At 65.2% G+C, this 26,843-nt stretch carries 20 protein-coding genes and 3 pseudogenes; 18 read left to right on the forward strand and 5 right to left on the reverse strand.

Annotation, left to right across the window (positions count from 1 at the left end; genetic code table 11):
* Nucleotides 1-135: 135 nt before the first annotated feature.
* From HAP41_RS05515 to HAP41_RS05560, 10 genes and pseudogenes are all read left to right on the forward strand, one after another.
* Nucleotides 136-2,469, forward strand: coding sequence for a TonB-dependent siderophore receptor (locus HAP41_RS05515; RefSeq protein WP_166104599.1), 2,334 nt, complete (start codon nucleotides 136-138; stop codon nucleotides 2,467-2,469).
* 2 nt (nucleotides 2,470-2,471) lie between these two features.
* Nucleotides 2,472-3,500, forward strand: a complete 1,029-nt coding sequence (locus HAP41_RS05520; RefSeq protein WP_166104597.1) for an extracellular solute-binding protein — start codon at nucleotides 2,472-2,474, stop codon at nucleotides 3,498-3,500.
* Nucleotides 3,493-4,685: pseudogene (locus HAP41_RS05525) on the forward strand (PepSY-associated TM helix domain-containing protein). Before HAP41_RS05520 ends, HAP41_RS05525 begins: the two are co-directional and overlap by 8 nt.
* Before the next feature lie 73 nt (nucleotides 4,686-4,758).
* Complete coding sequence (locus tag HAP41_RS05530; RefSeq protein ID WP_166104594.1) at nucleotides 4,759-5,991, forward strand: rhodanese-like domain-containing protein; 1,233 nt, start codon at nucleotides 4,759-4,761, stop codon at nucleotides 5,989-5,991.
* A gap of 120 nt (nucleotides 5,992-6,111) precedes the next feature.
* Entirely contained in the window at nucleotides 6,112-7,356 is a 1,245-nt protein-coding gene (gene serA, locus HAP41_RS05535; RefSeq protein WP_166104592.1) for a phosphoglycerate dehydrogenase, read from the forward strand.
* A 108-nt stretch (nucleotides 7,357-7,464) separates the two neighbouring features.
* Nucleotides 7,465-8,484 carry a patatin-like phospholipase family protein gene (locus HAP41_RS05540; protein ID WP_166104588.1) on the forward strand — a complete coding sequence of 340 codons (1,020 nt, stop codon included), beginning with the start codon at nucleotides 7,465-7,467 and terminating at the stop codon, nucleotides 8,482-8,484.
* A gap of 3 nt (nucleotides 8,485-8,487) precedes the next feature.
* Nucleotides 8,488-9,756, forward strand: a complete 1,269-nt coding sequence (locus HAP41_RS05545; protein ID WP_224580951.1) for a GntP family permease — start codon at nucleotides 8,488-8,490, stop codon at nucleotides 9,754-9,756.
* Nucleotides 9,714-10,660, forward strand: a protein-coding gene (locus tag HAP41_RS05550) for an IS630 family transposase (RefSeq protein ID WP_166063836.1) whose coding sequence is annotated in 2 segments (ribosomal slippage) — nucleotides 9,714-10,053 and nucleotides 10,053-10,660 — 948 coding nt in all. Because the reading frame shifts where the segments join, the coding sequence is not laid out codon by codon here. The genes HAP41_RS05545 and HAP41_RS05550 overlap by 43 nt, the downstream gene beginning before the upstream one ends.
* 9 nt (nucleotides 10,661-10,669) lie before the next feature.
* Nucleotides 10,670-10,996: pseudogene (locus tag HAP41_RS05555) on the forward strand (GntP family permease); the annotation flags it as partial.
* A gap of 97 nt (nucleotides 10,997-11,093) precedes the next feature.
* A complete protein-coding gene (locus HAP41_RS05560; protein ID WP_166104585.1) occupies nucleotides 11,094-12,755 on the forward strand; it encodes a tannase/feruloyl esterase family alpha/beta hydrolase in 1,662 nt (553 codons plus the stop codon).
* 18 nt (nucleotides 12,756-12,773) lie between these two features.
* Here the strand turns inward: HAP41_RS05560 and HAP41_RS05565 are convergent, their stop codons facing one another.
* Both HAP41_RS05565 and HAP41_RS05570 read right to left on the reverse strand, forming a co-directional pair.
* Nucleotides 12,774-14,387: an MDR family MFS transporter gene (locus HAP41_RS05565; RefSeq protein WP_175618168.1), complete on the reverse strand. Its 1,614-nt coding sequence runs from the start codon at nucleotides 14,385-14,387 to the stop codon at nucleotides 12,774-12,776.
* Entirely contained in the window at nucleotides 14,335-15,594 is a 1,260-nt protein-coding gene (locus HAP41_RS05570) for an HlyD family secretion protein (protein WP_166104581.1), read from the reverse strand. Before HAP41_RS05570 ends, HAP41_RS05565 begins: the two co-directional genes overlap by 53 nt.
* A gap of 91 nt (nucleotides 15,595-15,685) precedes the next feature.
* Here HAP41_RS05570 and HAP41_RS05575 point away from each other — a divergent pair, with 91 nt between their 5' ends.
* The 7 genes from HAP41_RS05575 to HAP41_RS05605 all read left to right on the forward strand — a co-directional run bounded on the left by HAP41_RS05575 (nucleotide 15,686) and on the right by HAP41_RS05605 (nucleotide 23,245).
* Nucleotides 15,686-16,339 (forward strand): TetR/AcrR family transcriptional regulator, encoded by a 654-nt coding sequence (locus HAP41_RS05575; protein ID WP_166104578.1) that lies wholly within the window; start codon nucleotides 15,686-15,688, stop codon nucleotides 16,337-16,339.
* 45 nt (nucleotides 16,340-16,384) lie between these two features.
* Nucleotides 16,385-16,834, forward strand: a complete 450-nt coding sequence (locus tag HAP41_RS05580) for a MarR family winged helix-turn-helix transcriptional regulator (RefSeq protein ID WP_166104574.1) — start codon at nucleotides 16,385-16,387, stop codon at nucleotides 16,832-16,834.
* An 11-nt stretch (nucleotides 16,835-16,845) separates the two neighbouring features.
* On the forward strand, nucleotides 16,846-17,616 hold the full coding sequence (locus HAP41_RS05585) for an enoyl-CoA hydratase (RefSeq protein WP_166104570.1): 771 nt from the start codon (nucleotides 16,846-16,848) through the stop codon (nucleotides 17,614-17,616).
* A 121-nt stretch (nucleotides 17,617-17,737) separates the two neighbouring features.
* Nucleotides 17,738-19,819, forward strand: a complete 2,082-nt coding sequence (locus HAP41_RS05590) for a methyl-accepting chemotaxis protein (RefSeq protein WP_166104565.1) — start codon at nucleotides 17,738-17,740, stop codon at nucleotides 19,817-19,819.
* 117 nt (nucleotides 19,820-19,936) lie between these two features.
* Entirely contained in the window at nucleotides 19,937-20,875 is a 939-nt protein-coding gene (locus HAP41_RS05595) for a dihydrodipicolinate synthase family protein (protein WP_166104562.1), read from the forward strand.
* Between the two features lie 292 nt (nucleotides 20,876-21,167).
* Nucleotides 21,168-22,568, forward strand: a complete 1,401-nt coding sequence (locus HAP41_RS05600) for a selenium-binding protein SBP56-related protein (RefSeq protein ID WP_166104559.1) — start codon at nucleotides 21,168-21,170, stop codon at nucleotides 22,566-22,568.
* Nucleotides 22,569-22,651: 83 nt separating this feature from the next.
* The gene (locus HAP41_RS05605) at nucleotides 22,652-23,245 is read left to right on the forward strand and encodes a hypothetical protein (RefSeq protein ID WP_206706269.1); all 594 of its coding nucleotides are present in this window, start codon (nucleotides 22,652-22,654) and stop codon (nucleotides 23,243-23,245) included.
* A gap of 3 nt (nucleotides 23,246-23,248) precedes the next feature.
* On the opposite strand, the gene HAP41_RS05610 is transcribed toward HAP41_RS05605, so the two are convergent.
* From HAP41_RS05610 to HAP41_RS05620, 3 genes and pseudogenes are all read right to left on the reverse strand, one after another.
* A complete protein-coding gene (locus tag HAP41_RS05610; RefSeq protein ID WP_166104555.1) occupies nucleotides 23,249-23,947 on the reverse strand; it encodes a DUF1045 domain-containing protein in 699 nt (232 codons plus the stop codon).
* Between the two features lie 18 nt (nucleotides 23,948-23,965).
* Nucleotides 23,966-25,159 carry an alpha-D-ribose 1-methylphosphonate 5-triphosphate diphosphatase gene (locus tag HAP41_RS05615; protein WP_166104551.1) on the reverse strand — a complete coding sequence of 398 codons (1,194 nt, stop codon included), beginning with the start codon at nucleotides 25,157-25,159 and terminating at the stop codon, nucleotides 23,966-23,968.
* A pseudogene (locus HAP41_RS05620) lies at nucleotides 25,156-25,823 on the reverse strand (LbetaH domain-containing protein). Before HAP41_RS05620 ends, HAP41_RS05615 begins: the two are co-directional and overlap by 4 nt.
* Nucleotides 25,824-25,997: 174 nt before the next feature.
* On the opposite strand from HAP41_RS05620, the gene phnC reads away from it, so the two are divergent.
* On the forward strand, nucleotides 25,998-26,807 hold the full coding sequence (phnC, locus tag HAP41_RS05625) for a phosphonate ABC transporter ATP-binding protein (RefSeq protein ID WP_166104548.1): 810 nt from the start codon (nucleotides 25,998-26,000) through the stop codon (nucleotides 26,805-26,807).
* Nucleotides 26,808-26,843: the final 36 nt, after the last annotated feature.

Genomic DNA, 26,843 nt, shown 5'->3' on the forward strand with positions numbered 1-26,843 from the left:
ATTGGTGATTGCCGTTCGGTGCGCTGATGCGCTTAGAACGATTCAACACTAGAGCGATTCAAGCTCGCCTACGGTTCTCTTCGATCCCGCCGACTGTTACAGGCGCACACTTCAATGTTCTTGACTTGAAGTGGAATGAAAGTGCGTGCCCCCGTGGATGGCCAGCGCGTCAGCGGCCATCGTCATCGTGCCGGCAAGAGCCGTGCAGGTCTTCTCATCGGCGCAGCGGTGCTGCTCGTCGAATCCCCCTCGAACACGACGAGTGCGCAGGCGCAGTCGGCGCTGCCACCGGTGACAGTGGAAGCGCCGGTGCAGCGGCCGAAGCCGGCCCGCGCGTCCGAATCGCCCCAGCGCCGGACGCAAGCCGCCGCGCGCCAGCGCAGCCGGAATGCCGCCACACCAGCAGCACCGACAATATCGGAACGTGCGGCAGCCGCGGCCGCCGCGCAGCAGGCTGCCAAGCTCGGTTACCGCGCGATGCCGAGTTCGACCACACTGCGCAGCGGCGCCTCGCCCCTCGATACCTCGCAGGCGGTCAACATCGTGCCTGAACAGGTGTTGAAGGACCAGCTCCCGCGGAACATCGACGATGCGCTCATCAACGTCTCCGGCATCACTCAGACCAACACGCTCGCCGGCAGCCAGGACGCGGTGATCCGCCGCGGCTTCGGCGATAATCGTGATGGTTCGATCATGCGCAACGGCATGCCGCTGGTGCAGGGCCGCAGCTTCAATCCCGCGGTCGAAAGCGTCGAGGTGCTGAAGGGGCCGGCCTCGTTGCTCTACGGCATCATGGATCCCGGCGGCATCGTCAACACCATCAGCAAGCGGCCGGAGCTCTATCAGCACGGCTCGGTCACGCTGCTCGGCTCGGCATTCAGTGCCTCGAAAACCGGCGCCGACGGCCTGCTCGACGTTACCGGTCCGATCGGCGATCAGGGCCTTGCCTATCGCTTCATCGGCTACGGCGTCAGCGAGGATTACTGGCGCAATTTCGGCCGTCACCGCGAGATGCTGGTCGCACCGTCGCTGGCCTGGTACGGCCAGGACACGACGGTCCAGCTCAATTACGAGCATCGTGAATTCATCTATCCGTTCGACCGCGGCACGGCGTTCAATCCGGTGACCAAGGCGCCGCTCGCGGTGCCTTCCACGCGCCGGCTCGATGAGCCCTTCAACAACACCTGGGGCACCTCGGACTTGATGCAAGCCTCGGTCGAGCACCGCTTCAACCAGGATTGGAAGCTTTACGCCGGCTACAGCTACAACACCGAAACCTTCAGCGCCAACCAGCTCCGCATCTCCACCCTCAACTTCACGACGGGCGTCGAGACGCGCAGCAACGACGGCACGCAGGGCTCGCTCAGCAATGCCAGCTACGGAACGTCGTACATTTCCGGCAGCTTCTGGCTCGGCAACATGCGCAACGAGGTGGTATTCGGCGGCGACGGCCAGTATCGCACCATCTACCGCGACAATCTGATCCGGCAGGCCACTCCCGCCATCAACGTCTACAATCCCGTCTACGGGCTGGTCGGACCGGGCACGACGGTGTCGAACAGCGATAGCGCACAGACCGACAAGCTCGGCCAATGGTCGCTGTTCTTCCAGGACACCCTGCATCTCACCGAACGGTTCGCGCTGGTCGGCGGCGTCCGTTACATGGACTACGACCAGATCGCCGGGCGCGGGAAACCGTTCATCACCAATACCAACGTGTCGCAAGACAAGGTGCTTCCCCTCGGCGGCGCCATTCTCAAGCTGACCGAGGAAGTCTCGCTGTATGCGAGCTACACCGAATCGCTGAAGCCGAACTCGACCATTGCACCGATCGGCATCGTGATCGACTCCAATGTCGCGCCGGAGGAAGGCGAGTCATACGAGACCGGCGTGAAGTTCGATTTGAACAAGCGCATCTCAGGTACGCTGGCGCTCTACGATCTCGACAAGAAGAACGTGCAGACGACGAAGACGAACAGCGCTGGCGTGGTGGAACTCCATACCGTCGGCCGCGCCCGCTCGCGCGGCGTCGAGCTGGACGTGACCGGCAGGCTCACCGACAGTTGGGCCCTGATCGGCAGCTATGGCTATACCGACGCGCGGGTGACGGCATCCGAAGATCGGTCGCTCTACGGCATGAAGCTGCAGAACGTCGCGCTGAACACGGCCTCGCTCTATCTGGTCTATGATTTCGGTACAGCTTTGCCGGGCCAGCTCCGCCTCGGCGGCGGCGCGCGCTATGTCGGCGACCGTCCCGGTGATGCGATCAACAGCTTCTTCTTGCCGTCCTATGTGGTCGCCGATATTTTCGCGACCTATGAGACGAAATACCAGAACGCGCCGGTGATCTATCAGCTCAACGTCAAGAACCTGTTCGACACCGTCTATTATCCCTCCGCCGTCAACAATCTGAACGTCGCGATCGGCGATGCGCGCCGCGTGTCGCTGTCGGCAACGGTGAAGTTCTAGCGATGGCGGTGCGGCACAAAGCCATCGCGGTCCTGATCGCGGCGGCGTCTGCCTGCCTTGCTGCCACAGGTGCGAGCCGCGCCGAGGAGATCACGCTCTATTCGACCAGGGAGGTTGCCCTGGTCGAGCCTGTCGTTGCGGCCTTCACGGAAGCCAGCGGCGTCAAGGTGAAAATCGTCTTCGTCGAGGACAGTCTCGTCAAGCGCTTGGTATCGGAAGGTGACACGTCGCCTGCCGACCTATTGATGACGATCGGGCTGGACAAGACGACCCAGCTCTCCACCCGCGGTCTGACGCAAGCCTTCACGTCGTCGCGTCTCAACCAGGTCGTCCCTCCAAATCTTCGTGGTAACGGTACGCAATGGCTTGCGCTTTCCGTCCGACCGCGTGTTGCATTTGTGCGCAAGGACAGCGCGCTTGCTTCGATCGACTATGAAGACCTCTCCGATCCCAGATGGCGCGGCAAGCTCTGCATGCGCTCGCCGCTGCATCAGAACAATGTCGCGCTGGTTGCGGCCTATCTCGTCCATCACGGCGAGGCCGCGACGGAGGCCTGGCTCGCCGGCCTGAAGGCCAATCTCGCCCACAAGCCTGATGGCAAGGACAACGACGTGATCCGCGAGATCGCGCAAGGCACGTGCAAGATCGGCATCGGCAACACCGTGGCATTGGCGCAATTGCGCGATGGACGGGAAGGGGCCGATTGGCGTGCCTGGGCGATGGAGGTCAAGGCGGTGCCATCGACATTCAAGGGCGGCGGCACGCATGTGAACCTTACCGGCGCGGCCATCGCGAAACGGGCGCCGCATCCGGCGTTGGCGCGAGAGTTCCTCGAATTCCTTGTCACGCCGGCGGCGCAGCGGACCTTTGCCGCTGCCGAGTTGGAATACCCCGTGCTTGCAGCAGCGGAGCGTGCACCCATCGTTGTCGAAATGGGCACGTTCATCGCCGATGCAACGTCGATCGACCAGATCGCTGCACGTCAGCAGGCCGCGATCTCGCTTATCAAGAAGGTTGGCTTCGATGAGTAGGGTGGGGCATCACATCAAGGCCGCTCTGCACCAGGTCCACTCGATCGCGGGCCTCGTGCTCGCGCTGCTGCTGGCCCTGATCGCGCTGACCGGCGCGATCATGAGCTTTGAGGACGAGATCGGCGACTATCTGAATAGCGGTATCATGCAGGTCGCGCCGCGCCAGGCGCCGGCGCTGATGCCGGACGAACTGGTGGCCCGGCTCAAGGCGGGGCAGGACCTCGGCAAGGTCTCGGCCGTCACGCTGTCGAGCGATCCGGCCGCGGCGGTGCGTGTCCGCTTCGCGCGTGACGAGCAGGGCGCGCGGCCGACATCGCTCTATGTCGATCCCTACGACGCGCGCGTGCTGGGTGCGCCGCGTGGCGAGGAGTTCTTCGCGACTGTGCGCAGGCTGCATCGCTGGCTGTTGATCTCCGGCGATGCCAAGGGGTGGGGACGCCAGATCACCGGCATCGCCGCGCTCGGCCTGATCGTCATGCTCATCTCGGGCCTCGTGCTGCGCTGGCCGCGCCGCGCCGGCAGCGTGAAGATGTGGCTGAAACCCAATCTCGGACTCAGCGGGCGCGGACTGCACCGTTCGCTGCACGCGGTGATCGGCACGTGGGTGCTGCCGGTCTATCTGGTGATGACACTGACCGGGCTGTGGTACTCGTTCGACTGGTACAAGGACGGCGTCGTCTGGCTGCTGTCGCGTCCAGAGGTCACTGCTGCGAAGATGCAGCCCAAGATGTCCGCAAAGGCGCCGCGCGGAGCCGGCCGGGCCGAGCCGGCTCAGCCAGTCGGATTCGATCGTGCATGGACGACGCTGCAGCATGAGGAGGGGAAACATTTCTCCAGAGCGTTGCTGACGCTGCCCGCCGGACCCGGCACGGTCATCCGGATCCGGTCGTGGCCGAAGGATTCGACGCTCGATACCACGCGAGACGAATTCCGCGTGGATGCGGTCACGGGGCAGGTGGTCTCGGCGGAGCGCTATGCCGACAAGACGCTTGGCGAGAAGATCATCGCGAACGTGCTCGACATCCATCGCGGCGCGTTCCTGGGCTGGCCGGGCAAGCTCGCCTTCATGATTGCAGCAGCGTTGATGCCGCTGTTCTCGGTCACCGGCATTTTGCTCTATCTGTCGCGCCGCAGGCTGCGGCGCCCGCGCAGCCGCCGCTTGGCCGGCTGGTTCCGGGCGAGTGAACGGCCGCGAAGGCTAGCCAAGCGCGCGACAATCGTTCAAAAGCCCTTGGCCGTACTTGCCAGGGTTCACCCCATGAAGCTCCCCACCGTCACCCCCGCCGATATCCGCCGCGCGCTGCTGCTCCGCGAGGAGATCGCGCTGCTCGATCTCAGGTACGAGGCCGGCTTCGCCACCGGCCATCCGCTGTTTGCCGCCAACATGGCCGCGGACCGGATCGCGATCGAGGCCGAGGTGCGGTTGCCGCGCAAGGACGTCGCGATCGTGCTCTATGATGATGGCGAGGGACTTGTTGCAGCCGGCGCCGAACGGCTTGCCGCGCTTGGCTACACCAATGTCAGCGCCCTCGACGGCGGGCTGAAGGCCTGGCGCGATGAGGGCTATCAGGTGTTCGAGGACGTCAATTCCTATTCCAAGGCATTCGGCGAGCTCGTCGAAGCGCGGCGGCACACGCCCTCATTCAGCGCCGACGAGGTGGCAAAGCTGATTGCGGACAACGCCAACATCGCGATCCTCGATGTTCGCCGCTTCGACGAATATGCGACCATGAACATTCCGGGCTCGGTCAGCGTGCCCGGTGCTGAGCTGGTACTGCGGGCAGGGCAGGCCGCGCCCGATCCTGGGACCACCATCATCGTCAATTGCGCCGGGCGCACGCGCTCGATCATCGGCACGCAGTCGCTGATCAATGCCGGCGTGCCCAACAAGGTGCGGGCGCTGCGCAACGGTACCATCGGCTGGACGCTGGCGCGGCACACGCTCGATCATGGTGCCAACCGGCGTGGCGCGATCGGGCCGTTCGAGGGCGGCCCGGCCAATGCGCGCGACGTCGCCTATCGCGCCGGTGTTCGCCATATCGGCGCGAACGAGGCGAAGGCGCTCGCAGCGCAGACCGATCGCACGCTCTATCGTTTCGACGTGCGCGACGCGGAGGAGTTTGCGGCCGGCCATCTCCCGGGCTTCCGTCATTATCCCGGCGGTCAGCTCGTCCAGGAAACCGACATGGCCGCGCCCGTGCGCGGCGCGCGCATCCTCCTGACCGACGACCAGGGCGTGCGTGCCGACATGACGGCATCCTGGCTCGCGCAGATGGGCTGGGAGGTCTACGTCCTGGAAGGCGGTTATGAGAGTGAGCTCGAGGTCGGCCTGCCGCGCGTGCTGCCCAAGCCCGACCCGGCGCATCGCTACCGCCGGCCCTATGAGGGCACTGACGTCGCCGAGCGCGCGATGCAGGCCTATCTCGACTGGGAATACGGTCTCGTCGAGCAACTCCGGCTCGACGGTACGCACGGGTTTTACGTCATTTGACTGGGCGGCCACCGTAAACACTTACCGCCCCGCCATCTTCTCCCCATATCCAAACCCTATTGTGCTGCATCTCCCCCGCGGTCTATGAGCTGCGGCAAAGCTGTGACCTACGGAGATTCCATGCCAGCCCCAGGCCAAAGCCCCGAGCGGGACGCGAAGGCGCTGTTGCTCGAAGGCGTCAATGACAGCGCCGTGGACCTGTTCCGGAGCGCGGGCTTCACCAATGTCGAGCGGTTGACCAAGGCGCTGGACGGCGAGGACCTGCGGCGCGCGCTGAAGGGCGTGTCGCTGCTCGGCATCCGCTCGCGCACCCAGATCACCGATGAGGTGCTCGCGGCCGCGGATGGGCTTCTCGCGGTCGGTTGCTTCAGCGTCGGCACCAACCAGGTCGATCTCATGGCGGCGCGCAAGCGCGGCATTCCCGTGTTCAATGCGCCGTTCTCCAACACGCGCAGCGTCGCCGAGCTCGTGATCGGCGAGATCGTGATGCTGCTGCGGCGCATCTTCCCGCGCTCGGTGTCGGCGCACGAGGGCGGCTGGGACAAGTCGGCGACCGGCAGCCGCGAGGTGCGCGGCCGCACGCTCGGAATCATCGGCTACGGCAATATCGGCTCGCAGCTCTCGACGCTGGCCGAAGCGATCGGCATGCGCGTGATCTATTTCGACCGCACCGACAAGCTTCGCCACGGCAATACCGAGCCGGTCGAGAAGCTGGAAGAGCTGCTGGCGCAGAGCGATGTCGTCAGCCTTCACGTGCCCGAGACGCCGGAGACATCAGGCATGATTGGCGAGACGGAGCTGCGGGCGATGAAAGCAGGCTCGTTCCTGATCAACAACAGCCGCGGCACCGTGGTCGATCTCGATGCGCTCGCGGGCGCCCTGCGCGACGGCCATCTCGCCGGCGCAGCCATCGACGTGTTTCCGGTCGAGCCGTCGTCGAACTCGGATCGCTTCAAGAGCCCGGTGCAGGGCCTCGAGAACGTCATCCTCACCCCGCATATCGGCGGCTCGACCGAGGAAGCACAAGAGCGCATCGGCGGGGAAGTCGCGCGAAAACTGGTCGACTATTTCATCACGGGATCGACCATGGGCGCGGTGAACTTCCCGGAGGTGCAGCTGCATTTACGTCCCGCCGGTGCGCGCTTCAGCCATGTCCATCGCAACGTGCCGGGCATGCTGCGGCGGCTCAACGAGGTCTTCCTCCAGCGCGACATCAACATCGTCGCGCAATATCTGGAGACCGCCGGGGACCTCGGTTACGTCGTGCTCGACGCTGACCTGGGGGGCGAGGATTCAGGCGCGCTGCTTGCGCAGATCCGCGCGCTTGAGGGCACGGTTGGCGCACGGCTGGTATTCGAGCACTGAAACGTCCCACGTTCCGGTTGCATCTTGCGGTCGCAGCTCCCACACTGCTGTCATCCTCGGCGTGCTACAATCGCGTCGAATTTGAGCTTCAGTTGCGTGGGTGCCGCCATGGAACGGGACGCCGTACTGATCGATCTCGCGCTTCAAGGTGGCGGCTCGCACGGCGCCTTCACCTGGGGCGTGCTCGACCGTCTTCTGGAAGAGAAGTGGCTCACCATCGCCGCGATCTCCGGCACCTCCGCGGGCGCGATGAATGCGGCCGTGCTCGCAGACGGGTGGATCGCGGGGGGCGCCGAGGGCGCGCGCGACGCGCTCGAAAAATACTGGCGCCGCGTCTCGAAGGCTGCCGCCTTTAGTCCGCTCCAGCGCTCGCCGCTCGATCGATTGATGGGGCGCTGGACGCTCGATACGTCGCCCTTCTACATTCTCACCGATCTGATGTCGCGCGTGCTGTCGCCCTACGATCTCAATCCGACCGGCTACAATCCGCTGCGCGCGGTGCTGGCCGAGAGCATCGATTTCGAGCGGCTCGCGAGCTCGCCAATAAAGCTGTTCGTCACCGCGACGCGGGTGCGCACCGGCCGTGGACGGATCTTCCGCAATGCCGAGATCACGGCGGACGTGCTGTTGGCATCGGCCTGCCTGCCGACCATGTTCCGCGCGATCGAGATCGACGGCGAGCCCTATTGGGACGGCGGCTTCGCCGGCAACCCCACGATCACGCCGCTCATTCGCGAAAGCGATGCGCACGACACGATCCTGGTGCAGATCAATCCGACCGAAACGCTCGAAGAGCCGCGGACGGCTGCGGAGATTCTCAATCGATTGAACGAGATTTCGTTCAATTCGCCCCTGATGAAGGAATTGCGCATGATCGCGCTGCTGCGCCAGGCGGCCGACCCCGGCAGCGGCGAGGGCGCGCGCTGGGCAAAGATGCGGACCCACCGCGTCAAGAGCGACATGCTGGCGAAGTTCGGCGCCTCGTCAAAGCTCAACGCCGAATGGGAGTTCGTCTCGATGCTGCGCGCCGAGGGGCGCTTGGCCGCGGACGCGTTTCTCGCCGCGCACGGTGCCGACATCGGCCGGCAATCGACCGCCGATCTCGACGTCCTGCTGTCGGAGTGCTGAGGCATGGGTCTTCTCGGCCTCCTCGTCGGGCTCGCCCTGCTCGTCCTGTTCGCTTTTCGCGGCTGGAGCGTGCTTCTGCTGGCGCCGTTTGCAGCGCTCGTTGCCGCGTTGTTCGGCGGCGAGCCGCTGCTTGCGAACCTGACCCAGGTGTTCATGGTGCATGCGGCGGGATTTCTGGCGCAGTTCTTCCCGATCTTCCTGCTTGGCGCGGTCTTCGGCAAGCTGATGGACGATAGCGGTGCGGTCACGTCGGTCGCCGCCTTCATGGCGGAGCGCCTCGGCGAGCGTCGCGTGATCCTGGCGGTGGTGCTCGCCGGTGCCGCGGTGACCTATGGCGGCGTCAGCCTGTTCGTTGCATTTTTCGTCATCGTTCCCATGGCCCGGTCGCTGTTTCGCGCGGCTTCGATCCCGCGTCGCCTGATTCCGGCTGCGATCGTGCTGGGGACGTCGACCTTTACCATGTCGGCGTTGCCGGGCACGCCGTCGATCCAGAATGCGATCCCGATGCCGTTCTTCGGCACGACGCCGTTCGCCGCGCCAGGTCTCGGCATCATCGCCTCCCTCATCATGCTCGTGACGGGGTTGTGGTGGCTGCACCGCGCTGAAGCCGCAGCGCGCCGCGCCGGAGAAGGCTATGGCGACGACATCGAGGGCGCGACCGAGCGCGCCGCCGCCGACGAGCTCGTGCGCGAGCGCGCCACGACCGCGCGCGAGTTCGATCCGGCGGAACTCCAGCACGGTCAGCGCAGCGAGCGGCCGTCGCCCGTGTGGAGCGCGATCGCGCCGCTGATCGTGGTCGTCATCGTGAATCTGGTGATGTCGCTCGTGGTGCTGCCGCGACTCGATGTCGGCTATCTCGCCGAGCAGCGTTTTGGTGAAACGACGCTCGCGGCCGTCGCGGGCGTGTGGTCGGTCGCGGTCGCGCTGACTGCGGCCATCGTTACGACCATTGCGCTGAACCGGGCCCGCCTGCCGGCGCTTCGCCGCACCATGGACGCCGGGGCCAATGCATCCGTCCTGCCTGCGTTCAGCGTCGCGAGCCTCGTCGGATTCGGTGCGGTCGTCGCCTCGCTGCCGGCGTTCACGATCGTGCGCGACTGGGTGCTGGCGATCGAAGGCGGACCGCTGGTCTCGCTAGAGCATTTTCCGACCGGAAAGAATCGGGTGGGGATTCCCAAAACGGCGCGAGTCAGATTCAAGCTGCATGCTGGCGAGGGAGGCCAGCATGTATGGCCAGGGCGCTTTCGGTTGATCTTCGCCAAAGGGTGGTAGCCGCGATTGACGGTGGCATGTCCTGTCGACAGGCTGCTGAGCGCTTTGGTGTCAGCGCGGCCAGTGCAATCCGCTGGCGCGGTCGCCTCAAGAAAGTTGGCGACATCGTTCCTAAACGCCAGGGCGGTGACCGCAAATCGCAGCGCATCGAAGCGCATTCGCAATTGATTCTGGAGGCGGTGACAGCGAGGCCGGATATCACGCTTGCCGAGTTGCGAGAACTGTTGAAACGTCGTGGAATATCGACTGGCATCGCGTCGCTCTGGCGTTTTTTCCAGCGCAGAAAGATCACACTTAAAAAAAGACAGCGCACGCCGCCGAGCAACGGCGCGGCGATATAAATGCCGCACGTGAGGAGTGGTTCGAAGGGCAAATCGACCTTGACCCTGAGCGTCTCGTCTTCATCGACGAAACCAGCGCCAACACCAAAATGGCGCGGCGTTACGGGCGCTCGCCACGCGGCGAGCGATGTCGTGCAGCTATCCCACACGGACATTGGAAGACGACGACGTTCACCGCTGGATTGCGCTCCGACGGTCTGATCGCGCCGCTTGTTCTGGACGGTCCAATGGATGGCGACGCTTTCCTGGCCTACGTCGAGCAATTGCTCGCCCCATCGCTGCGGCCGGGCGATACCGTTATCATGGACAACTTGCCCGCTCACAAGGTCCATGGCGTTCGAGAGGCCATCCAGGCGGTCGGAGCTAGCCTGCTCTATCTTCCGCCCTACAGTCCAGACTTCAACCCGATTGAAATGGCCTTCTCCAAACTGAAAGCGCTGTTGCGGACCGCCGCAGCCCGCACCATGCCCGATCTCTGGCAAGCAATCGCCAACGCTCTCAAACGCTTCTCACCCGAGGAATGTCAAAATTATCTCGTCGCGGCTGGTTACGACGCAACGTGATCGGAAAACGCTCTAGCGGTCGCGACCAACATCCTGGCCGCTCTGACCGGCTCGGCGTCAGGCGGCCTGACCATTGCGCTGGACGCTCTCGGCCAGACCTATGTCGAGCTCGCCGCGCGGACGGGCATCGCCCCTGCGTTGATGCATCGCGTCGCGGTGATCGGTTCGGGGACGCTCGACATCCTGCCGCACAATGGTGCGGTGGTCAGCCTGCTCGCGATCTGCGGCCTGACGCACCGTGACAGCTATTTCGACATCGTGATGGTCGGCATCGTGACGTCGCTGCTGGCGCTGGTCGCCGTAATCGCATTGGGTAGTGCGCTGGGATCGTTCTGAGCAGAATGCGAACGTAAGCGATTGACGGAAGGGCGAAGGTTGCATTGAATGCGGCCAACCGTCGGATACAAAAATAGGGAAAGCCAGGGTGGAAACGATGACGCGAAAGAACGCGAAGCGGTGTGCATTGCTCGTGGGTGCGGCGGTCGCGCTGAGTGCGAATGCCGTGTCGGCGGCGACGCTGGCGGAGGATGCGGAGATGGTCTGCAAAAGCCTCGCTGGCGGCGCCGATGCCGTGAAGATCGTTTCCGCGACATTGCTGGCGCCGTCGCAACTGGCTGTCGCCGAGCGCGGGCCGACGCCGTCTGGGCGCATCACGCCGGCCAATCCCGGTTTCTGCAAGGTGCTGGGTCACATCGACCCAACCGATCCCAAGGCGCCGCCGATTAAATTCCAGGTCAACCTTCCCGTCGAATGGAACGGGCGCTCCGTTCAGTATGGCGGTGGGGGCTTTAACGGCGTGCTGATCACCGGCCTTGGGCTGCCGCCGGCCTATCCGTTCGACAAGCCGTCGCCGCTGGCGCGCGGCTTCGTCACCTACGGCACCGATTCCGGCCATGAGTCCAAGCCAGGCGAGCCGCCGCAACTGTTCGCGCTGAATGACGAAGCCTTCGAGAATTTCGCCCACCGTGCCTACAAGAAGGTGCGCGACGCCGCGGTTGGGCTGATGGAGCGCACATACGGCAAGAAGCCGGAAAAAATGTACTTCATGGGCTCGTCCGAGGGCGGCCGCGAAGGCCTCACCATGGCGCAGCGTTACCCCGACGATTTCGACGGCATCTTCGCCCGCGTGCCCGTGATCAACTGGGTCGGCCTGCAGCATGCCGGTACGCGCTCGGGCCTTGTGACCATGGGCGAGGGCTGGATCAATCCGACGCAGGTCAAGCTCTTTGCCGATGCGGTGCGCACTGCCTGCGATAAGGCCGACGGCTCCGATAAGACGCTGGTGCACGATCCCGTGGCCTGCAAGGCCGTGTTCAAGGTCGAGACGTTGCGCTGCGAGGCCGGCAAGGCCGGCGATCAGTGCCTGACCGAAGCGCAGATCAAGGCAGTCAGCACGCTGCATGGGACCTACAAATTCCCGTTTGTGCTCGCCAATGACCTCGATGACTATCCGGGCTGGGGCGTCTCGGGCGAGGATACGCCGGCGATCGGTCCGACCGGCGGCTGGTCCGCGTGGTGGCTCGGCAGCGCGCCGCCAGCGCAGCCGCCCGCACCCAACAACGGCATCGCCTGGATCTACGGCGCCGGCGGCATTCAATATGTGTTCGCGCGTGATCCCAAGCTCGACGTCACCACTTACAAGGTGGAGGACCACAAGGTGCGGCTGCTCGAGGTCTCGAGCCTGATGGATTCGACCGACCCCGATCTCAGCCGTTTTCGCGGACGCGGCGGCCGGCTGATCATGCTCGAGCACATGGCCGACTATGCGCAGAGCCCCTATGCCGGCATCCGCTATTTCGAGAGCGTCGAGCGCAAGCTCGGCAAGGCCGAGACGGCGGAATTCGCGCGGCTCTACACCGCCCCCGGCGTCGATCATGTCGGCTCCGGCGCGCCGGCCAATGTCGATATGCTGAGCGCGTTGGTCGACTGGGTCGAGAAGGGCAAGGCGCCCGGCGATCTCGAGGTCTCCGAGCAGAAGGTCGAGGCGCCCACATTCGCGACGCTCCGCGCGATGCCGCTGTGCCGCTGGCCGTCCTGGCCGCGTTACAAGAGCGGGCCGGTGACGGAAGCGTCGAGCTTTACCTGCGCGCCGTGAGGAACGGCGCGCCATTGACTAATGTGCCGGGCCGCCGGCCGCTTTGACGCGCCGCGTCAGCAGCACCGCGATCGCGGCGATCACCAGCACGATGCCGATCACGGCAAAGGCGTCGGAATAGCCCATCACCAGCGCCTGGCGCTTGACCGTCTTGCCGAGTGCGATGATGGCCTGCTCGCGCGCGGCGTGGGGGTCGGGCACGCCGTGGTTCATGAAGTAGTCCGTCATCTGCGCGATGCGGGTGCGGACTTCCTCGCGGCCGAGCGTGACCGACTGGCCGATGATGTTGGAGTGGAACTGCTCGCGCTTGGTGATGATGGTCGCGAGCGTCGCCGTGCCGATCGCGCCACCGAGATTGCGGAACATGTTGCTGATGCCGGAGGCCGCGGCCGCGTCCTGCGGCGCGATGCCGCCTGTCAGCACCGAGGTCAGCGGCGTCAGCACCATGGCCTGTCCCACGGCACGCACGATGTTCGGAATCCAGAGCTGGTCGCCGGCATAGTCCGGCGACATCGCCGTGTTCATGAAGCAGCTATAGGCGAAGATCAGAAGGCCGGTGATCGCGATATAGCGCGTGTCGAAGCGTTGCATCAGCTTCGGGATCAGCGGGATCAGCACGAGCTGCGGCAGGCCGGTCCAGGCCAGCACGTTGCCGATCTGCTCGGCGTTGTAGCCTTGCGCCTGGCCGAGATAGGCGGGCAGGATGTAGACCGAGCCGAACAGCGCGAAGCCGACCATCGTCATCGCAATGGTACCGAAGCCGAAATTACGCTGCGTCAGGAGACGCAGCCGGATCAGCGGCTTCTCGATCGTGAGCTCGATCGTGACGAACAGCGTCAGGCTGACGGCCGCGATCACGGCGAGCTTGACGATGAAGGGCGAGGAGAACCAGTCGTCCTTGTTGCCTTCCTCGAGCACGGCCTGCAGTGCCGACAGCCCGATCGCCATGGTGAAGATGCCGGCCCAGTCGCCTTCCTTCAAGAGACCGAGCTGCATCTTCTGCTTCTCCAGCGTCAGATAGAGCGCCGCCACCATCACCGCGGTCGGGATCACGTTGACGAAGAAGATGGTACGCCAGCCGTAGTTCTCCGTGAGATAGCCGCCGATGGTCGGTCCGATCGCGGGGGCGAAGGTGACGGACAGCGCGAAGATCGCAAGGCCCACCGGCTGCTGCGGCTTCGGCAGCTTGGTCAGCACCAGCGTGAACGCCATCGGGATCAGCACGCCGCCGGCAAAACCCTGCAGGCCGCGCATCGCGATCATCGACGGCAAATCATGGGTGAAGGCGCAGGCGACCGAGAACGCCGCGAACAGCGTCGCGCTCGCCAGCATGTAGCGGCGGAACGAGAACACGCGGCTCAAATAATCGGTCAGGGGGATCACGATGATCTCGCCGATCAGATACGACGTCGAGATCCAGGAGCCGTTGTCGGCGCCGGTACCGATGCCGCCCTCGATGTTGGCCAGCGAGGCGTTGGTGATCTGGATGTTCAGGATCGCCATGAACGAGCCGATCATGGCGGCGAGCACGGCGATCCAGATCGCGGCACTCGCGCGGTTCGGGTCGGCTATTGCCGGATCAGGCGTCGCGGCCGGTGTTGCTGGCGTCGAAAGTGAGAGGCTGTTTGACATGGTACGACCCTCCGGAAACGAGCTTCGCCTTTACGTTTGCCTTGGGCGCCGCGGCCGCATTGGCGGTCGGCGCGATCGAACGTGTTGCAATGGTTGGGATCACGGACATGCCGGGGCGCAGCGCGATCGCGGGACCGTGCGCGGCATCGAGCGCGATCTTGACGGGGATGCGTTGCACCACCTTGGTGAAATTGCCGGTGGCGTTGTCGGGCGGCAGCAGCGCGAATTCCTGGCCGCTCGCCGGCGCGATGGAATCGACGTGGCCGTGCACGACCTGGCCCGGGAAGGTGTCGACCTCGATATCGACGGCCTGGCCGGCCTGCACGTGGGTCAGCTGCGTCTCCTTGAAATTGGCGACGACATAGGCGCCCTCGGCCGGCACGATCGCCATCAGCTGGGTGCCCGCCTGCACGAACTGGCCGACGCGCAAGGAGCGGTTGCCGACCACGCCGTCGATCGGCGAGACGATCGTGGTGTAGCCGAGATTGAGCTCGGCCTGACGCTGGAGTGCGGCCGCGCGTGCGGCGGCGGCCCTGGCTTGCAATATCTCGGCATTGAGGAGATCGACCTGCTTCAAGGCGGAGGTGAGATTGGCGATATCGCGCTGGATCGCCGCGTCTGCGCCGGCGTCGCGCGCTTGCGCCTGCTGCGCGTTCTGCACGCTGCCGAAACCCGTTGCCGCGAGATCGGTGTAGCGCTTGTTCTCCTGCTTCGCGAAAACCTTCGCGGCATTGTCGACATCGATGGTCGCTCTTGCCGCCGCGATCACGGCTTGCTGGACCTCGAGCTGCGCTTGCTTGCTTGTCACCGTCGCATTCGCGGCGGCGACATCGGCCTTGGCCTGGTCGAGCGCGACCCGGAAGTCGCGATCGTCGATCCTGGCGAGCACCTGGCCGGCCTTCACATGCTCGTTATCGCCGACCAGGACGCGGTCGAGGTAGCCGCTGACCTTCGGCGCGATCGTGGTGTTGTCGGCCTTCACATAGGCGTCATCGGTGGAGACGAGGTACTGCCCAACGGTCCAGTAGTCGTAGCCGTACCAGCTCGCGCCGGTCAGCGCGACGATCGCCGCGCCCATCAGCAACAGCTTGCGGAGATTGAGTTTTTGCCGGCGGACGCCGGTTGCCGTGGTGGGCAGGACGCCCTCCGGCACGGTTGCTGGAATAGCGATTTGGGTCGCAGCAGATGGGGTGGTGTGGACGGTCATGGCCGGCTCCCCTGAATTGGGAAACTTGACGATTTCCAAAATGCGACTAGCTTTGGAATTGTCAATGGAATGACAGGCGTCATTTAAAAGCATGGCTCAGGCAAAACCTTCAGGTGAATGCCGCCCCCGCGGGCGGCCGCAACTGCGCAGCGACGAGGAGACGAGGCGGATCGTCTTCGATACAGCGCGCAACGCCTTCGCCGTCGACGGCTATGCCGCGACCAGCACCGAAGAGCTGGCACGCCGCGCCGGCATCTCGACCAAGACGCTCTATCGCCTGTTTCCGGGCAAGGCCGCACTGTTCGAGGCGATGTGCGCGGACAGGCTCGAGCAGCTGCTCTCCGCCGTCGATCTGCAAGGAAGCGACGAGGTCGATATCGAGACGGGCCTGCGTGCCGCGCTGCTGGCCTGCGCCGATCTCGCACTCGATCCGGAGGTCGTGGCGCTGCAGCGCATGGTGCTGCAGGAATCCGCCGCGTTCCCCGAGCTCGCCGCCAACTTCTACAGCAACGGCATTTCCCGCACCGTCAGGACGCTCGCGGGCTGGCTGCGCGTCCAGGTCAAGCGCAAGCGCATCGCCATCGACGATGCGGAGGAAGTTGCCGGCATGCTGATCGGCATGGTCGCATCGGCGCCGCAGCGCGCGGCGATCTATGGCGGCATGCCGCTGCCGTCACGCAAGCAGATCGAGCGCCGCGTGCAGACCTGCGCGTCCCTGTTCCTCGATGGCTGCCGCGCCGCGTAGCCGTCTCCCTTTGACAATCCGGTTTGGTTCGGCTATCTATGTCGCATGCGAAATAAAGAAGCCGCAGCGAGGCATCATCGGCTGATTTACCTCCTGAACGTCGCGCAACGCCGTTTGCAGCGCTGGATGGCGGCGCAGCCGCAGAACGAGGTCACGCCGGCGCAGGCGGGGCTGTTGTTCATCCTCGGCAAGCAGGACGGCGTGCTGATGGGCGAGGCGGGCGCGGCGCTCGACATGGGGCCGGCCGGAATTTCCGGACTCGTCGATCGCAGTGCTGCGGCAAGGCTGGTCGAGCGGCGGGCCGATCGCGAGGATGGCCGGGCCTGGCGCGTATGGCTGACGCCGAAGGGGCGCACCGTGCTGACGCAGGCGAAGACTGACGCGGCGCAGATCAACGCCGCGCTGACGGACGGCTTTACCAGCGCGGAGATCGACATCGTCGCGCGCTGGCTGACCAGCATTCAGGACAAGTTTCCAAGACCTTCCGACGAATAAAGGAGAGAACCATGACCGAGCACGTCCGGATCGAGAACAACAACGGAATTCTCACCCTCACGCTGGCGCGCCCCGACAAGAAGAACGCGCTGACGGATGCGATGTACGGCAAGCTCGCCGACACCATCGAATCCGCCGAGTTCGATCCGTCCACCCGCGTGATCCTGATCCGCGGCGAGGGTGACATGTTCACCGCCGGCAACGATGTCGGCGAATTCGCCGCCGTGGCAGCCGGCAAGTCCGAAGGCAGCCGCAACGTCGTGCGCTTCATCCAGTCGCTGGCGCGCTGCACCCGGCCGCTGGTCGCGGCCGTGCAGGGCCGCGCCGTCGGCGTCGGCACCACGATGCTGCTGCATTGCGACCTCGTCGTGCTCGCCGACAACGCGCAATTGTCGACGCCCTTCGTCAGCCTCGCGCTGGTGCCGGAGGCCGCCTCCAGCCTGCTGATGCCGGCGCGCATCGGCTACGCCCGCGCCTACGAGATGTTCGCGCTGGGCGAGACCGTACCGGCGAGGTCGGCGCTGGAATGGGGCCTTGCCAATCGCGTGGTGCCGCTCGACAAGCTCGATGCCGAGGCGCTCGCGCTGGCGCAGCGGCTCGCTCGCCAGCCGGCCGGCGCGCTTACTGCGACCAAGAAGCTGATGCGCAACGGCGAGGCGCTGGTCGCGCAGATGCAGGCCGAAGGCGAGCAATTCGCGCAGCGTTTGCGCACCGCTGAGGCGCGTGAGGCCTTCACCGCTTTCGCCGAGCGCCGGCCGCCTGACTTCACCAAGGTTGCCTGATTTCGCTAGTCTTAAAGCGCTTACAGACCGGGCACTTCCGGCAATTTGACTAAAACCTTAACCGATCCTTGGCATGTCGCGATGCAGGGTGGCCGGCAGTACAATGCAGGCCCCCTGACTCATGGTAATGTTTAAGAAATCGGTAAGCTCGCTTCTCCTGACCTTGATGGCCCTGCTGGCCGCCGGTGCGCTCGCCTCTACGGCGATCCAGATGTTCGGAGCGTTCGGTCGCTACAGCGACAGTCTCGAGACGGCGCGGCTCGCCGCTGCCGACAAGGCGATCTTCCATGGCGTGCTCGCGTTGCGCAACAATCGTGGCGATGCCCAGAGCGCCATCCTTGGCGAGGACGATCCAAAGGCAAAACTCGCCGAAGCCGAGAAGGCAGAGCAGGGCGGCTATGAAGGGATCAGCGCTGCACTCTCGACCGTCGATTTCGCACGCCGCGACGAGCTCGCCGGCACGCTGAAGCAGCGCTGGAACGAAGCCGCGCCGCAATTCCAGCTGTTCTACGACGAGGCCAGGCTTCCGCGCGCCGAGCGCAAGATGGAGCGAACCAATTCCTGGTACGATGCCGTCACCAAGGTCATCGACACTGCGAACTTCGCCTCCACCGCGGTGTCGAACCGCGCCTGGATGAACGATCCCTACATCGCTCGCATGATCCAGGTCCGCCGCTTCGCCTGGCAGGTGCGCGACCGCTATGGGGTCCATTGTTCGTCGCTTCGCTCGAACATCAACAGCAGCAAGCCGCTCGACGACGTTCAGAAGCGGTCGGTGGCGCAATGGGACGGCACGATCGCCTCCGGCTGGGCGGGCATGGCCGAGTTGCTGGCCGCGCCCGACGTGACGGCGGAGCTGGTGACGGCAGCGTCGGACGCGAAGACCAAGACCGATGGCGTCCTGAAGCAGATCGGCGATCTCACCAAGAATCTCGACGGCAGCGGCAAGCCCGCGATGCCCGCTTCGGAGTGGAATACGCTGTGCCAGTCGCCGTTCCCGCTCATTGTCGGGGTCGCGACCAAGGCGCTGGATCAGTCGATCGCGCGTGCCGAGGCCGTGCAGACCAAGGCGCTCACCAACCTCATCGTGCAGTCGCTCGCGTTTCTGCTCGCGCTCGCCGTGACCCTCGCCGGCGTCTACGTGGTGCGCAATCGACTGATGCGCCCGGTCCGCGCCATCCTCGACGCCATCGCGCGAATCGGCGCCCGTGATTATGCGACGCCCGTGCCGCGATCCCGATATCCCGACGAGTTCGGCACCATGGCTGCCGCGCTCGAGAGCCTGCGCGAGAGCGCGGCGACCGCCGAGCGGCTGGGCCAGGAACGCGAATCGCAGCAGGCGTTGCAACTCGCCCGCTCCGGCACCGTGGACGACGCATGCCGCAGCTTCGACGACACCGTGCAGGCGGTGATCCACAGTGTCGCGGCTTCGGCGAGGGAGCTCGATGCCACCGCGACCGATGTGCGCACGCTGGTATCAGAGTCGACCAGCCAGACCGCGGCAGTCTCTTCCGCAGCCGAGCAGGCCACCAACAATCTCGAGACCATCGCGGCCGCGACCGAGGAACTCTCCGCATCCGTCGGCGAGATCTCCGCACAGGTGCAGTTGAGCGCCCGCGAGGCGCGCGAGGCGGTGTCGCAGGCCGAGCGGACCAACGCGACGGTCGAGATCCTCGATCAGACCGCGAGCCGGATCGGCGAGGTCGTGAAGATGATCAACGCCATCGCCGGCCAGACCAATCTCCTGGCGCTGAACGCGACCATCGAGGCGGCGCGTGCGGGCGAGGCCGGCCGCGGCTTTGCCGTTGTCGCCGGCGAGGTCAAGAGCCTCGCCGCGCAGACCGCAACCGCAACCGAAGAAATCTCGCGCCAGGTCGAGGAGATCCAGGGCGCGACGGGCCAGGCCGTGACCGCCATCCGCTCGATCGGGGGCGCCATCAGCGGCATCGACGAGAAGATGACGGCGATCGCAGCCGCCGTCGAGGAGCAGCGCGCGGCCACCACCGAGATCTCGCGCAACTTCCAGCAGGCCGCCCAGGGCACCCGCGAGGTCACCGATACCATCGGCAGCGTCGCGAGACTCAACCAGGAAACCGGCAACGCCGGCACGGTGCTGTCCGAATCCGTGAAGAAGATGTCGGGCGATGCCGATCGTCTTCGCGTCGCGGTCGAGGGCTTTTTGGGTGCCGTGAAGACCGCATAACTTCGATCGTCATCCGTCTGGGCGTCGCGCGAACGGCATTGCCGCCGCTTCACGCGGCGGGTACATCTGTGGCGCTGCGGGAGTGCAGCAACAGACGTATCAAGGATGGAGAGTTCGATGCCGGTCACCCCACACAAGGCCCAGCGCCCCTATCGCGGCGTGTTCCCGGTCGCGCCCACCATCTTCGACGAGTGCGGCGAGCTCGACCTCGAGGGCCAGCGCCGCTGCATCGATTTCATGATCGATGCGGGCTCGAATGGTCTCTGTATCCTCGCCAATTTCTCCGAGCAGTTCGTGCTCACCGATGCCGAGCGCGAAACCGTGATGCATGCGGTGCTGGAGCATGTCGCGGGCCGGGTTCCCGTGATCGTCACCACCACGCATTTCAGCTCGGCCGTCTGCGCGGCGCGCAGCCAGCAGGCGGAGGCGGCGGGGGCCGCCATGGTCATGGTGATGCCGCCCTATCACGGCGCGACCTTCCGCGTGCCCGAGAAGGGCATCGTCGAATTCTTCAAGGTGCTCTCGGGCGCGATCAACATTCCAATCATGATCCAGGATGCACCGGTGGCGGGCACGCCGCTGTCGGTCGAGCTGCTCGCGCGGCTGGCGCGCGACTTCGCCAACATCCGCTATTTCAAGATCGAGGTGCCGGGCGCGGCTGCAAAGCTGCGCAGCCTGATCGAGGCGGGCGGCAAGGATATCGAAGGCCCGTGGGACGGCGAGGAAGCCATCACGCTGCTCGCCGATCTCGACGCCGGCGCCACCGGCGCGATGACGGGCGGCGGCTATCCCGACGGCATCCGCCAGATCATCCATCCCTATTTCGCCGGCAAGCGTGAGGAGGCAAAGGCCGCCTATGAGCGCTGGCTGCCGCTGATCAACTACGAGAACCGCCAATGCGGCCTGATCGCCTGCAAGGCCATGATGCAGGCCGGCGGCGTGATCAAATCGGACGCCGTGCGGCATCCGCTCCAGCCGCTGCACCCGGCGACGCGGGCAGGGCTGCTGGAGCTCGCCAAGGAGCGGGATGCGCTGGCGTTGCGGTGGGGGAAGTAGCGCCGTACCCACTCGGTAGTCGCCAGGTCTCTCGGCAGTCCCCGCCTTCGCGGGGGCGACGCCGAGTGTGAGGTGCGCGCTGGCCTGATCCCGCCGGCTTCCGTCTGGCTGAGGGCGTCGAATTAGCGCGGTTCGCGCGGTTTCCCGCAGTCCGGCGATGACATATTGTACGCTCCTTGCACGCTCGCCAACCAGGTCCGCGGAGCTTCTCAAGACGTCGCTGAGCAGCTCTTCATTATGCCGCTATTCCGAGCCAGGTTGGAGCGAGCCGACGAAACAGGGAGGCAGTGCCATGACGATGAGGCCGGATCCCACCTTTCACGCATCGCCCAAGCTGGCGATGGAAGCACCTGCAGAGAACTTTGCCTACACGCTGCTGCTCAGTCCGGATTTCTCAAAGCCGGATGCTCTCGCGGTCATCGACGTCAAGCCGGGATCGCCGACCTACAGCCAAATCGTCCACACGGTGACGATGCCCAACAAGGGCGATGAGTTTCATCACTTCGGCTGGAACGCCTGCTCCTCCGCCTTGTCGCCGCTCGCCGGACATGCCTTCATCGAGCGGCGCTATCTCATCATCCCCGGGATACGCTCGTCGCGGATCTACATCATCGATACCAAGCCCGATCCGACCAAAGCCAAAATCCATAAGATCATCGAGCCCGAGGAAATCTTCAAAAAGACCGGCTACTCGCGGCCGCATACCATCCATTGCGGGCCGGACGGCGTCTATGTGAGCACGCTGGGCGGCGGCGGCAAGGACGGCACCAACGGGCCTCCAGGCGTCTTCATCATGGATTGCGAGACGTTCGAGGTCCTTGGACGATGGGAGATCGACCGCGGTCCGCAGACACTGCACTATGATTTCTGGTGGAACCTGCCGCGCGACTACATGGTGACGAGCGAATGGGCGTTGCCGCCGCAGTTCGAGAACGGGATCGTCGCGGAAGACCTGCTGGCGAACAAATATGGCCATCGTCTCCACTTCTGGGATCTCCGCGCCCGTCGCAACGTGCAGACCATCGACCTCGGCGCCAATCATCAGATGGCGTTGGAGGTGCGGCCCGCGCACGATCCGGTTCGCGAATACGGCTTCGTTGGCGTTGTGGTCGACACCACCAACCTCGAAGCATCGATCTGGACCTGGTGGCGCGAAGGCGGAAAATTCCACGCGGAGAAGACGGCGACGATTCCGCCCGAGCCCGCGCCAAAGGAGCAGCTCCCGCCGCTGCTGCAGGGATTTGGCGCCGTGCCGCCGCTGGTGACCGACATCGACCTGTCGATGGATGACCGGTTTCTCTATGTCTCGTGCTGGGGCACGGGTGAAATGCGCCAGTACGACGTGAGCGATCCGCGAAAGCCGAAGCTTGCGGGCTCGGTTCACATCGGCGGCATCGCGCGCCGCACCCCCCATCCGAACGGCAAGGCATTTGCGGCCGGTCCGCAGATGGTCGAGATCAGCCGCGACGGCAAGCGCGTGTACTGGACCAATTCGCTGTATTCCACCTGGGATGACCAATTTTATCCCGATGGAGTTCCGGGCGTGGAAGTCATGGCCAATGCAGGTCGCGACGGCGGCCTCGAGCTCGCCAAGGACTATTTCGTGAGCTTCCCCGACGGATATCGTGCGCACCAGATCAGGCTGGAGGGCGGCGATTGTTCGACGGACTCCTTTTGCTACCCGTCGGCCTAGGCTGGCAGCACGGGAGTTGGCCGCTCGGCTGGCTGTGGCTCGCTCTTGTTGCGAGCGGTCTCTATCACGGCGTCAATCCGGGAATGGGATGGCCGCTCGCCGTGTCGGCCGGGCTCATGGACAAGAGCCCGCGCGCGCTGTTCCGCGCGTTGTGGGCTCTGGCGGCCGGGCACCTCCTGGCAACACTTCTCGTGCTGCTGCCATTCGCGTTCCTGCTCGTGCTGGCGCAGTGGCAGCGTTCGATCCAGCTTGGCGCGAGTCTTCTCGTCATCGGCTTCGGCGTCTATCGGCTGATCGAGCGACGCCATCCGCGCACGCTGGCACGAATTCCGCCAACGCAATTGGCGCTCTGGTCATTCGCCGTTGCCATTGCTCACGGCGCGGCCTTGATGCTCGTGCCGATCTATCTCGGGCTCTGCCAGGCCTTCGAGCTCGATGCCGGCCATGAGGCGGCGGGCGCGCTGATGAAGGCAAGTCTCGGGATGGCGGTGCTGGTGTCCCTCGTGCACGTTGTCGCCATGGTCAGTGCCGGCGGATGTCTGGCGTGGCTGGTCTACCGCTATCTGGGATTGAGGTTCGTCGCGCGAAGCTGGTTCAATCTGGATGCAATCTGGGCGGCCAGCCTCATTCTGGTTGGCGCCGTGGCGCTCGCCTTCAATCTCGCGAGCTGGCGCTGAGGCCTACTTCGCCAACGCCCACTCGCCGACAAAGCGGAAGCGCGCCCTGGCATCATCCTGCTTGAACAGCGCGATCCGGTCGATCGCCAGCGTATCGAGACCGAGCGCCGCAAACCTCGCGCGCAGCATCTCCAGGATCGGCCCGCGCCGTTCCGCATTCAGCCGTCCCGTCAGCGTCATGTGGAAGCGGAATTCTTCCATCACGTACGGGTAACCCCAGCGGTCGAGATAGTCGCGCTGCCGCTCGGTGAGCTTGTCGGGCTTGCGCCGCGCGCGGTCTTCCGCCGTCATGGGCGCGCGGAAGTCGTCGAATTCGCGGACGCAATCGGCGGCAAGTTGCTGGAGCGTACCCACGGGCTCGGTCGGAATCACCGCAATGAAGCCGCTGATGGAGTCGACGACCGGACGGATTGACGGCATCGGCCGCGCCTTGCCGGCAAAGGCGGCGCAGGCTGCGATGAGCTCGGCTTCAGTCCTGCCGGGCGCCAGTGCCATCGGCGCCTTCAGCGTGCCGTGGAAACCGTATTTGCGGGGATCGGCCGTGACGTCGCGCCAGTCCGGCGCAACACGCGATGCGTCGGCAGGGAACGGCATCTCCTCACCGGTGTAGACATCATAGCCGAGCAGCTTGGCGCCGAAGCGGGAGAGGGCGCTGTCGGCGCCGGCGGCAAAATAGATCGCGTAGCGGGGAAAATCTGTCATCGCCCGAGCATAACCGGTTCAGGCCGCAACAACAGCCTCGCGCGGCGTCGTCGCCGCAGCGAGCAGTCGCGTCGCATCGGTGAGATGCACGAGCTTTCCGCCTGATACCACCGCGATCAGCCGCGGCCGCAGCGGCACGCTGTCGTCGACCAGCAGCATGTCGGCGCGGCATCCTTCTGCGAGCACGCCGCGATCGGCAAGGCGGGTCGCGCGCGCTGGTCCCGCAGAGACCAGATCCCAGGCCTTCGGCAGCGGCAGCACGCCGTCGGCGACAAGGCGGAACGCGGCGAGCAGCTGCGCGGGATAGTAATAGTCCGACGCCAGCACAGAGCAGAGCCCCTTCGCGATCATGTCGGATGCCCGGGTCCAACCGGTATGGCTGCCGCCGCGCACGACGTTCGGCGCACCGTAGACGATGGCATCGCCCTGGCTTGCAGCCGCCCGCGCGGTCTCCTCGTTGATCGGAAACTCCGCGATGTCAGCGCCCAGCTCGCGAAACGCCTGCCGCATCGCCGGCGTCGCATCGTCATGCGAGAGCATCCGCACCTCGGCTGCGCGAGCAGTTGCGGCAAGCCGCGACACGGAAGCCGGCACTTCACTGGCCCGCGAAAGCACACGCTCGACCAGCCGGTCGAATTCCTCGCCCGAGAGGCCGGTGCGCTCCACCATGCGGTTGCGCTTGCGCGGCTTGGCCATGTCGGCAACGGTGCCGTCCATGTGGTCGTTGAAGGCGAACAGGTCGACGCGGCCCTCGGCGAACCACTGGCCGATCTCGGCCTCTGCATCGAGATTGTAGGTCTCGTGCCGCAGGTGGAAACGGGTATCGGCGGCGAATTGCGGGCGCTGCCGCTCGATCGCCTCCATCAGGGCGCGCGCATTGCCGGCGCTGCGCAGGCCCGGCTCCCACGAACAGGTCGTGGCGTGAAAGACGGTGGTGATGCCGTTGCTGATCGCCTGGCGGTCACTGTCGGCGAGCGCGACGTCGATCGGGAAGTCGACGCCGGCGCGCGGCATCATCTGGCGCTCGAAGGCATCGCCATGCAGATCGACGATGCCGGGCAGCATCAGCAAGTTGCGCGCATCGATGGCCAGCCGCGCACGGCCGCGAGAGGCATCGACCTGCGCAATGTCCGCGCCGGACACGAGAATGGAAGTTTCGACGAGCTCGGAGCCGATCAGGGCCCGGCCGCCCTCAAGGAAGATGTCTGTCAAGCGACCGCGCTTCGTTTGCTGGCAGGGGAACGGGTGAGGGAGCTTGCCCGTGCTTCATATGCCGAGAGGAAATCTTCAATCCCGAGCTTGCGGAAATCGGGCAGTGCTTCACGCAATTTGTCGTGATCCCAGTCCCACCAGGCGAGCCGGGCCAGCCGGCGACGTCTTCCGAGAACCGCCGCCGCACGATGCGCGCCGGATTGCCGGCGACGATGGTGTAGGCCGGCACGTCCTTGGTGACGATGGCGCCGGCCGCGATCACGGCGCCGGTGCCGATGTTGCGGCCGGGCAGCACGATCGCGCCATGGCCGATCCAGACATCGTGGCCAATATGGACGTGATGCTGGCGCCGCCAGTCGAAGAACTCGGTGTCGTCGCTCTCGCCTTCGAAGTAGGCGCTGGAACGATAGGTGAAATGCGCCTGCGTGGCGCGATGCATCGGATGATTGCCGGGATTGATGCGGGTCATCGCCGCGATCGAGCAGAAATTTCCGATGGTGGTGTAGGTGATCTGGGCGTCGTTCACGACATAGGAGTAATCGCCCATCGTGACTTCAGTGAGGATCGTGCGCGCGCCGACTTCGGTATAGGTGCCGAGCCTGGTCTCATGCAGCTTCGCCGAAGGGTCGATGGTCGGTTGAACCGAGAGCGTTTTGCCGGCCATGCTACATCCGATAGGTCGAGGGCGGGCGTACCTCTTCGAGCGGCCTGATGACAACGTCATGACGATGCGATGACAGGGGAAGAGGTGTGTAGGATCGCCGCACTGCGATCCGCGTGTCACACAAGTGTCAAGTGCCGGCGTTAGCGGTGGCAGCCAGCTACTCTGGAGCCCTCTATGCTGGTGGTTGAAGGTCTGACGTGCCGCTTCGGCGCAAAAGCCGCGGTGGACGACGCTTCGTTTCAAATCTCCCCCGGCGGCTTCGTCGGTGTGATCGGGCGCTCCGGCGCCGGCAAGTCGACCATGCTGCGCATGATCAATCGCCTGGCGACGCCGACGCAGGGCCGCATCCTGTTCGACGGCCTCGACGTCACCGCGCTGCGCGGCAAGGAGCTGCGGCAGTGGCGGGCGCGCTCGGCGATGATTTTCCAGCAGTTCAACCTGGTTGGCCGGCTCGATGTGCTCACCAACGTGCTGATGGGGCGTCTTGCCACGATGCCGGCCTGGCGCTCGCTGACGCAGACCTGGCCCGAGCACGACAAGGCGCTGGCGATGTCGGCGCTCGAGCAGTTCGATATCGCCTCACTCGCCGCCCAGCGCGCCGACCAGCTCTCCGGCGGCCAGCAGCAGCGTGTTGCGATCGCCCGCGCACTGGTGCAGCAGCCCGACATCATCCTCGCCGACGAGCCGATCGCCTCGCTCGACCCGCGCAACACCAAGATCGTGATGGATGCGCTGCTGCGCATCAACAAGCATTTCGGCATCACCGTGCTCTGCAACCTGCATTCGCTCGATCTCGCCCGCACCTATTGCGATCGCCTGATCGGCATGGCGCAGGGGCGCGTGGTGTTCGACGGCGCGCCGGCCGAATTGACCGACCACGTCGCGCGCGAGCTCTACGATCTCGAAGCCTCCGACGTCATGGGCGGAATGCCCGTGCCGGCGCCCGAGGGCGTGCCGGCGCTCGGAACGGCCGCGGCCGCCTGAGCCGCGCCTGTAGTTGCCAATTTTTGCGTCAACCGA

The sequence above is a fragment of the Bradyrhizobium barranii subsp. apii genome (assembly GCF_011516635.5).
Taxonomy (GTDB): Bacteria; Pseudomonadota; Alphaproteobacteria; order Rhizobiales; family Xanthobacteraceae; genus Bradyrhizobium; species Bradyrhizobium barranii.

Coding starts and splice junctions, on each gene's coding strand:
- HAP41_RS05515 (WP_166104599.1), top strand. CDS start 136: ATGAAAGTGCGTGCCCCCGTGGATGGCCAGCGCGTCAGCGGCCATCGT.
- HAP41_RS05520 (WP_166104597.1), top strand. CDS start 2,472: ATGGCGGTGCGGCACAAAGCCATCGCGGTCCTGATCGCGGCGGCGTCT.
- HAP41_RS05530 (WP_166104594.1), top strand. CDS start 4,759: ATGAAGCTCCCCACCGTCACCCCCGCCGATATCCGCCGCGCGCTGCTG.
- serA (WP_166104592.1), top strand. CDS start 6,112: ATGCCAGCCCCAGGCCAAAGCCCCGAGCGGGACGCGAAGGCGCTGTTG.
- HAP41_RS05540 (WP_166104588.1), top strand. CDS start 7,465: ATGGAACGGGACGCCGTACTGATCGATCTCGCGCTTCAAGGTGGCGGC.
- HAP41_RS05545 (WP_224580951.1), top strand. CDS start 8,488: ATGGGTCTTCTCGGCCTCCTCGTCGGGCTCGCCCTGCTCGTCCTGTTC.
- HAP41_RS05560 (WP_166104585.1), top strand. CDS start 11,094: ATGACGCGAAAGAACGCGAAGCGGTGTGCATTGCTCGTGGGTGCGGCG.
- HAP41_RS05565 (WP_175618168.1), bottom strand. CDS start 14,387: ATGTCAAACAGCCTCTCACTTTCGACGCCAGCAACACCGGCCGCGACG.
- HAP41_RS05570 (WP_166104581.1), bottom strand. CDS start 15,594: ATGACCGTCCACACCACCCCATCTGCTGCGACCCAAATCGCTATTCCA.
- HAP41_RS05575 (WP_166104578.1), top strand. CDS start 15,686: ATGGCTCAGGCAAAACCTTCAGGTGAATGCCGCCCCCGCGGGCGGCCG.
- HAP41_RS05580 (WP_166104574.1), top strand. CDS start 16,385: ATGCGAAATAAAGAAGCCGCAGCGAGGCATCATCGGCTGATTTACCTC.
- HAP41_RS05585 (WP_166104570.1), top strand. CDS start 16,846: ATGACCGAGCACGTCCGGATCGAGAACAACAACGGAATTCTCACCCTC.
- HAP41_RS05590 (WP_166104565.1), top strand. CDS start 17,738: ATGGTAATGTTTAAGAAATCGGTAAGCTCGCTTCTCCTGACCTTGATG.
- HAP41_RS05595 (WP_166104562.1), top strand. CDS start 19,937: ATGCCGGTCACCCCACACAAGGCCCAGCGCCCCTATCGCGGCGTGTTC.
- HAP41_RS05600 (WP_166104559.1), top strand. CDS start 21,168: ATGACGATGAGGCCGGATCCCACCTTTCACGCATCGCCCAAGCTGGCG.
- HAP41_RS05605 (WP_206706269.1), top strand. CDS start 22,652: ATGGGATGGCCGCTCGCCGTGTCGGCCGGGCTCATGGACAAGAGCCCG.
- HAP41_RS05610 (WP_166104555.1), bottom strand. CDS start 23,947: ATGACAGATTTTCCCCGCTACGCGATCTATTTTGCCGCCGGCGCCGAC.
- phnC (WP_166104548.1), top strand. CDS start 25,998: ATGCTGGTGGTTGAAGGTCTGACGTGCCGCTTCGGCGCAAAAGCCGCG.